Source organism: Leptospira wolffii serovar Khorat str. Khorat-H2 (assembly GCF_000306115.2).
Classification (GTDB): Bacteria; Spirochaetota; Leptospiria; order Leptospirales; family Leptospiraceae; genus Leptospira_B; species Leptospira_B wolffii.
In genome coordinates this window covers 1-7038 of sequence record NZ_AKWX02000009.1, presented here as the reverse complement: position 1 = coordinate 7038, position 7038 = coordinate 1, and the positions used below count along the sequence as shown (strand labels likewise).

7 protein-coding genes are annotated in these 7038 nt (G+C 37.0%); 1 reads left to right on the top strand and 6 read right to left on the bottom strand.

Features of this window, described 5'->3' with window-relative positions; all coding sequences use genetic code 11:
* Positions 1-43 precede the first annotated feature (43 nt).
* Positions 44-295, top strand: a complete 252-nt coding sequence (locus LEP1GSC061_RS21445) for a hypothetical protein (RefSeq protein WP_040508300.1) — start codon at positions 44-46, stop codon at positions 293-295.
* A 287-nt stretch (positions 296-582) separates the two neighbouring features.
* Here the strand turns inward: LEP1GSC061_RS21445 and LEP1GSC061_RS20820 are convergent, their stop codons facing one another.
* The 6 genes from LEP1GSC061_RS20820 to LEP1GSC061_RS21440 form a co-directional block, all read right to left on the bottom strand.
* On the bottom strand, positions 583-1326 hold the full coding sequence (locus LEP1GSC061_RS20820) for a hypothetical protein (protein WP_016545109.1): 744 nt from the start codon (positions 1324-1326) through the stop codon (positions 583-585).
* A gap of 384 nt (positions 1327-1710) precedes the next feature.
* On the bottom strand, positions 1711-2295 hold the full coding sequence (locus tag LEP1GSC061_RS08850; RefSeq protein ID WP_016545110.1) for a DUF2971 domain-containing protein: 585 nt from the start codon (positions 2293-2295) through the stop codon (positions 1711-1713).
* A 222-nt stretch (positions 2296-2517) separates the two neighbouring features.
* On the bottom strand, positions 2518-2958 hold the full coding sequence (locus tag LEP1GSC061_RS08845) for a hypothetical protein (RefSeq protein WP_040507423.1): 441 nt from the start codon (positions 2956-2958) through the stop codon (positions 2518-2520).
* 175 nt (positions 2959-3133) lie between these two features.
* Positions 3134-3976, bottom strand: a complete 843-nt coding sequence (locus tag LEP1GSC061_RS08840; RefSeq protein ID WP_156844524.1) for a hypothetical protein — start codon at positions 3974-3976, stop codon at positions 3134-3136.
* Between the two features lie 175 nt (positions 3977-4151).
* Positions 4152-5192: a hypothetical protein gene (locus tag LEP1GSC061_RS08835; RefSeq protein ID WP_016545111.1), complete on the bottom strand. Its 1041-nt coding sequence runs from the start codon at positions 5190-5192 to the stop codon at positions 4152-4154.
* 801 nt (positions 5193-5993) lie between these two features.
* A complete protein-coding gene (locus LEP1GSC061_RS21440) occupies positions 5994-6764 on the bottom strand; it encodes a DUF6602 domain-containing protein (protein WP_016545108.1) in 771 nt (256 codons plus the stop codon).
* Positions 6765-7038 lie beyond the last annotated feature (274 nt).

Here is a 7038-nt window from a genome sequence, read left to right as displayed (position 1 = left end):
TAAAATGGAACCATAAGCTTCCGCAGGACGCTTAAATATCAAGATGCAATCCCTGGCGACGGCACCAGCTCGCATTGGGGAGCGCTTACACTCTGAAAAATTATCTATGTTTTTAGAACCAAATCCGCACGCCTCCGAGCTTCAAAAAATAAAAAAACAAAATCCGGCGGAATTTCGCTTAACGACCAAGGTGTTCCGACGTTTTGCGTTGGCGCGAGTTTGCCCTGCAAACGAAGTGACAATGCAAAATGTGCCGCAGGCCAAGCGAGAGTCGCGCAGCGATCTCGAAGCGTAGCGGAAGCACCGACAGTTAGGCGAAGTATGCAGGGTCTCCAGGCATTAAATCAATTAATACGGGTTTCGAATAGTAATAGCCTTTGTTAGTCTTAATAAATAGGTGAAGTATTCCCTCATGCCAAATATTATAGTTCTTCAGCTGCAAAGTTATTCTTACTGCTGAGTTTCCGTTAATGTACATAGGTTTTTGTAAACTCGTTGAAAATTTAATATTAAGATTAGAAGCAATCCGCTGGATCGAACCTCGATATTCATCGGGCAGATTCTCGTGGTCTAAGATTTTGATCAATCTACCTTGATACTTTTCGGGATGATTTTTTGATCTTCCAATAGAGTATATATTTTGTCATCAACCGAACCGATATCTACAGAATAACTTGCCTTTATATCGAGCTCATAAGCTTCACTTTCACCAAATCCTGCAATATGAGATATTGTACAATCAATTATGACACCGATTGAAGATATAGTAATTCCATTATCTATGTTGTTAATTAAAGATATATCGAATATAGGATCAATATCGGCAAATTCATAACGTCGAAAAACTTGATGAAATTCGGGATAAATCTTCGGATAGTTATCAATAAGCTCATCTGTCTCTTTCCATCCTTTTAACGATGAATCAAGTCTTATAAGACTAAATTCAATTATGTCTTTCTTTAACGCGTTAACATTGCTTAATCGACCATTCACATATTCTGACGCCTCATCTTCGGCACCCTGCTTCCAACTTTGTATTAGTTCAACTGTGTGTTTGTCTAAGTCGCTATCAATAATCTTTGCGCAATTCTGGCATAGCCAGATGCCATTTTTATAACTGGATCTTTCTAGTTCAGTGAGAGTTTTGTCGAATCTCGGCCCACCTGGTGATGCTGCGGTTATATGGCTAGCGACGCCGATATTGATTATTTTATCGTTTTCACTTGCCGGACCGACAGTTGCTCTTCGGCATTCCGGATTTGAGCATTTGTTCCCAGCGCGATCGGATAGCTTCTTTTTAATAGTTTGAGAAAAATCGTTCCTCATTTATATTCCTGTATATTTCGCCTAACGGCCAAGGCTTGACGACGTTGGCGAGCTGAGCGAAGCGAAGACAGGCATGAGAATTGCTTTGCAATTCGAGTGACTGAGCCAATGTGCCGAAGGCCGAGCGAGAGTTGCGTAAGCAATCTCGAAGCGTAGCGTCAGAGCCGTAACTTAGGCGAAGTGCTGGGGACTTATACAATCGGTTCGTAAAGATCGTACTTTCCGATAAACTTAAGATTATTGGAATCACAATATTCCTTTATTTTTCTATTAAAAGTATCATCTGACTTTGGGTGAGTTTGAACATTCTCAATAAAACTTTCAATATACGATATATCAACCTTATGCCAATCTGGGCTAAAACTTTTCAATAAGTGTTCGTGTTCAGTGCCCGCCAAACGCACTTTTAAATAATTTTATTTCCGCTGGACTTCCTTCATTGATAACTTCGGATTTTTTAAATATTAAACGAACTTCTTGTTCATAAGAAAATGGCATACGTTTTAGCGTATATATTTTCTCAAAATCAGTCCTATTTTTACTAATCCCTATTTTATTCAATTCTGCATTTAAATTGATTTCACTTTGATAATCCACATATAACAGATTTACACTTTTTATTTCTCTGATTTTATATTCGGAAACAGCAATTCTAATGGCTTGGTTATTAGAGCTATAAGAATTCCACATTGCTTCGCTCTCACCATTCATAGACCAAGATTGAGCAAAAAATATTCTTTCAAAGTGTAATGCTAAATCTATAAATATTCCTTTAGCTAAAGTATTCGGATATGTCTCTAGTATTTTTCTTATTTCATTTTGCCCACTTGTGGTTTTTAATTTTTGGAAAATATAGCCCTCATGCTTATCTTCCCAAACTTCAGGACGAACGAAATGCAGAGATTTTGTTTGAACTAAGTCATCAAATTTTTCAAAGCTGATGTATCTATATAAATATCTATTCTTCAAAATGAACTTCCAGCATTTCGCCTAACGACCAAGGTGTTCCGACGTTTCGCGAGTCCGAAGGACTTGGCACGAGACTTGCCCAGCAAGGCGAGTGACAAAGCGAAATGTGGCGCAGCCCAAGCAAGGGGCGCGAAGCGATCCCGCAGCGATGCGGAAGCACCGATAGTTATGCGACGTTGTTTAAATTTAACCTAAGTAAATCTTTTGCAGCTCAGTCTTAACTTATAATAGATTGGATTGAACAATACATTCTGCAAATTCAATATCTTTTCTACGAATATATATACTATAATCACCAGTTTCATCTGATCGGATAGACATATGAGAACAACCGGCTTTTTTCAATTCGTCGTAGACTTTTCCACAAATCTTTCTCGATTTACTTTCTTTGTAAAAAGTTATTTGCTCGTATCTATTTCCAATTATATTTTTTATTTTACGTTTATATAAGTCTTCAAATTCATCTTCGCTATCAATTGTACCGACAAAAATATGATACTGGTCTATGCGGGACTCTTCGAATTCAGGAACGGAATTTACTTCCTCTGATAAATATACATCAAAGCCTCCATCTATTCTTTCATAAACAACTACTTCAATCATATCGTAAATAGCTGGGTGGAAATGATACTCTGTATATTTTTTATAAAAATTTTCTGTCATCTGATTTTTTCAAACAATGTCGCATAACGACCAAGGTGTTCCGACGTTTGCGATGGCGCGAGGCTTGCCTCTGCAAGACGAGTGACAGAAGCAAATGTGCCGAAGGCCAAGCGAGAGTTGCGTTAGCAATCTCGAAGCGACGCGGAAGCACCGAAAGTTAGCCGAAGTTGATTTGCTATTTGTCTATTAATTTTTCCAATTCAATGCGAATTTTAATGCAGGCTTGTTCCATAGTTTTTTCTACAAATATTTCTGAACTGTGTACAGTGAAATTTCTATACTGTATCAATTTCTGTAAATCTAATAGTAACTCTTTAGAGATCTGTTCTTTTTGATACAATAACTCTGCAATCCTCCTGTTACTTAATTGAAATTGCTTAGGACTATTAGGCTGTCCAAATTCCCTTGCGAAATTCTGCAATACACGCTCAATTCTATTAAAATTGCTAAGAAAATTAGAAAAATCTCCAGCTTGAGTTATAGTATCTCCCAATAAATTTTCTTTTAATAATTGAGTAATATTTTCCAATTTACGCGGATTAAGAATGTCAATTGCAAAGAACATTATAACCAAAACTTCAAAAAATATCAGAAAGCCAGAAGTGCTAAATAAAATTGATAGATAGTCGTAAAGTCGAGAATCATCTTCAACTGCTATATTTATTAAGGAAAGGATTATCGCAAAAGAACCAACAAAGCTCATGAGAATGATCCAAAGAAAATACTTTTTCTTTAATGCAATAACTGAATCTTCGACACTTTCATCATCGGCAGCTTCTCGATCTAATTCATTCCTCAAAAACGTATAAGCTGTCAAAGTTAAACCAAGTAATCCAGCAATTGATTGAGCAGCTGTCGAGAAAAAGTATAGAACTTGGCTCTCATTAAGCTTTATTAATGGCCCATATAATTGGAGAATAACTTGAAGGGCAATATAAGATATAAGAGCTACAAGGAGTAAAAGCAAAAATCCTATATTGATTTTTAACCATTCCTTGATATTAGCAAATGTCTTCATTCTAATCATAAATTTTGCAAATCAATTTCGGCTAACGACCAATGATTGTCGACGTTCCGCGGGTCCGAAGGACTTGGCGTGAGACTTGCTCCGCAAGGCGAGTGACAAAGCGGAATGTGGCGAAGCCCAAGCGAGGGTTGCGAAGCAATCCCGAAGCGCTGCGACAATTTTTTAGTTATGCGAAGTCGCGCATATAATCAAATATATTAAATTGGTAAGGAATTTTGTATAGTAATGTAGTACTTGAATGCACATTTTTTGAAAATATATCTACAATTTCTTCTTGCTTCGATACTCCCAATTTTTTCCAAATATCTGGAGAGATATAGAAATTTTCACAAAATACTAATATCAAATTTGAAAATAACGTTTCGATAAAATTCAAATCCTTCTCGTCTATCCATTTTTTTAACCCTTCATAAATAAGTCTATGTTTGCGAAAATAGGATATTAAAAAGTATGTTTTTGATCCTTGCGGAAATATTGTAAGGAAAAGTGGATGTAAAGGAGATTCGAGATCGCCAAAATCATGTATCTTTTTACCGGAATGATTGTAGTCAGGGATAAACAAAGACGACACAGCAATAGGAAATTGTGAATCCATTGTAAAGTTTACAGTCTCTACACTATCATATTCTTTATCTTCGAACTTTTTAAGCATTTCAATTCTAAATTGGGATAAGTATTTTAGCGCATCGTTCATCCCGATCAAACTTTCACTCAAGTATCCATAATACTCTGATTGGCTTAGTCGATCCATTGCCGTCTGTAGTTTATATTTTTTGAAGAACTTAGATTTTAGGTCCGATATCTCATTCTCATAATATGACTTTGTAAGTCGCTTTAAGTAATGTTCTTTTGCAAGGGCTCTTAAGGTGTATAAAAAGTTTTGTTGAATATTTCCTTCTGAATAATCCATATTCTCAATAGGAGCAAATACATTTTGATCGTGCAATTTACAGAAGCCAGGGAAAGTACTTGCTTTACTTTTTCCGACTTTCATTGGAGCTATTCCCACATTTTTTTGGTTAATTTCTAAACCTACGGTTACAACTTCACCGTTGATAGATATTTTATTTAGGACGCGATTTTCTTGGATGGAGTGTGATTTAATAATTTTTGTACAATCACTATTATCTATAAAACAAACCTTAACTGCATTTTTTCCTGCCGCTACTTTTAGTTTTCTATTGATTTCATCCGAAGAGCTTTTCATTTATCGTGGGCCTTTTGCGCGATTTCGTATAACGACCAAGGTGTTCCGACGTTTCACGCTGGCGCGAGACTTGCTCTGCAAGACGAGTGACAGTAGTGAAATGTGGCGTAGCCCGAGCGAGTGGTCGCGTAGCGATCCACGAGCGGAGCGGAAGCACCGATAGTTAGACGTTGTGACCTAATGAGAAACGTGATCCTTGCTTGTTCAACTACTCACTCTCTATTCCCGATTTAGAACTTCTTTTAAAAAATGAATTCGACAATGGACGGAACAGGAAGTATATTATTATCGCACCTGTAATCATACCAAAAATTATTGAACCTTTTGACTGATATGTAAAAAGACAAAGAACCGACGAGAATACATACCAACCTGTGTAAAGATATCTTATCCAATTTATACCTAAGAATGTTCCAATACTTAGAAGTATTAGAATAGCTGTACTCATCGCAAATAAAATTAGTTTCATCCAATAAGTTAGATAATTTATATTTTCCAACAATGCTGCAAATTGCGGGGTACCCCAAAGTCTGAAATATGAAAACAGGGTAAAAGCAGTAGATATACTGACTATCCAAGCTAATATTGTAATTGATCTAGGTCTTTTCATAATTTTCCTTTTAGTAAATATTGATAGGTCATGACGTCTAACGACCAAGCCTTGCCGACGTTCCGCGCGTGCGCAAGCACTTGGCACGAGATTTGCCCTGCAAGGCGAGTGACAAAGCGGAATGTGCCGAAGGCCAAGCGAGAGTGCGAAGCATCTCGAAGCGCTGCGGCAGAGGCGTAAGTTAAGCGCCGTTACGCTTTTTTTATTTTTCCCTGAGTTGCTCCAATTCCATAACGGTAGCAATTATCATATATAGTAAATATAGAATCAGGCATATAATCTCGGTAAGGATTGCCAACTATGCCGGCTCTAATTTCGCAATGCTTTACAATTGTAGAAAGAAACTCTGCTAGTACCATAGTATTGATATCTTTAGGATTAGATTTAGGTTCCATAAAGTATGATCCGAACGGTTCTGCGGAGGTAGGAGTAACTATTTGCAATTTCCCTTTATCAAATAGATATACTGAATTAGCATAATTCTCAATTTCATTAGGAATATGGCTAATTTCGGAAAACCAAGAGCCTAACGATCGAAGTTCCGGTGATTCATTTTTAAAGCAGAATGCAAAGAATTGCCCTGAACTTTTCATTATTTTACGAAAACTAAAAGCGTGATCAGCAATATCTCTGAAAGATGAGATGTTAAAATTACTTTTAACTTCGATTGCACATACTACAGCTCTCGGATTAACGATTGCAAAACTATCTTCTTTAAATAAATATCCTGCTGGATCGTTCTCATCGATAATCAAAATATCGATTTGACGAGAAGATAAAGCACCGGCTCGATCGTGAATGAAACCAGTTTTTATTGAAAAACGATTACCGAGTAAATTAGAAAGAAAGCTTCTTAAAAGTTCTTCACGATAATTTCCGATAGATTGAGTATGATTAATTAGAGAGGAAATTCTTTCAAATTTTGCGATGAATTCACTGGAATAGCTTTTAAAAATATCCATTTTTATTACAGCTTAATTGAAGTAATGGCGCTTAACGACCAAGGTGTTCCGACGTTTCGCGAGTCCGAAGGACTTGGCACGAGACTTGCCCAGCAAGGCGAGTGACAAAGCGAAATGTGGCGCAGCCCAAGCAAGGGGCGCGAAGCGATCCCGCAGCGATGCGGAAGCACCGATAGTTATGCGACGTTGTTTAAATTTAACCTAAGTAAATCTTTTGCAGCTCAGTCTTAACTTATAATAGATTGGATTGAACAATACATTCTGCAAATTCAAT

Coding starts and splice junctions, on each gene's coding strand:
- LEP1GSC061_RS21445 (WP_040508300.1), top strand. CDS start 44: ATGCAATCCCTGGCGACGGCACCAGCTCGCATTGGGGAGCGCTTACAC.
- LEP1GSC061_RS20820 (WP_016545109.1), bottom strand. CDS start 1,326: ATGAGGAACGATTTTTCTCAAACTATTAAAAAGAAGCTATCCGATCGC.
- LEP1GSC061_RS08845 (WP_040507423.1), bottom strand. CDS start 2,958: ATGACAGAAAATTTTTATAAAAAATATACAGAGTATCATTTCCACCCA.
- LEP1GSC061_RS08840 (WP_156844524.1), bottom strand. CDS start 3,976: ATGAAGACATTTGCTAATATCAAGGAATGGTTAAAAATCAATATAGGA.
- LEP1GSC061_RS08835 (WP_016545111.1), bottom strand. CDS start 5,192: ATGAAAAGCTCTTCGGATGAAATCAATAGAAAACTAAAAGTAGCGGCA.
- LEP1GSC061_RS21440 (WP_016545108.1), bottom strand. CDS start 6,764: ATGGATATTTTTAAAAGCTATTCCAGTGAATTCATCGCAAAATTTGAA.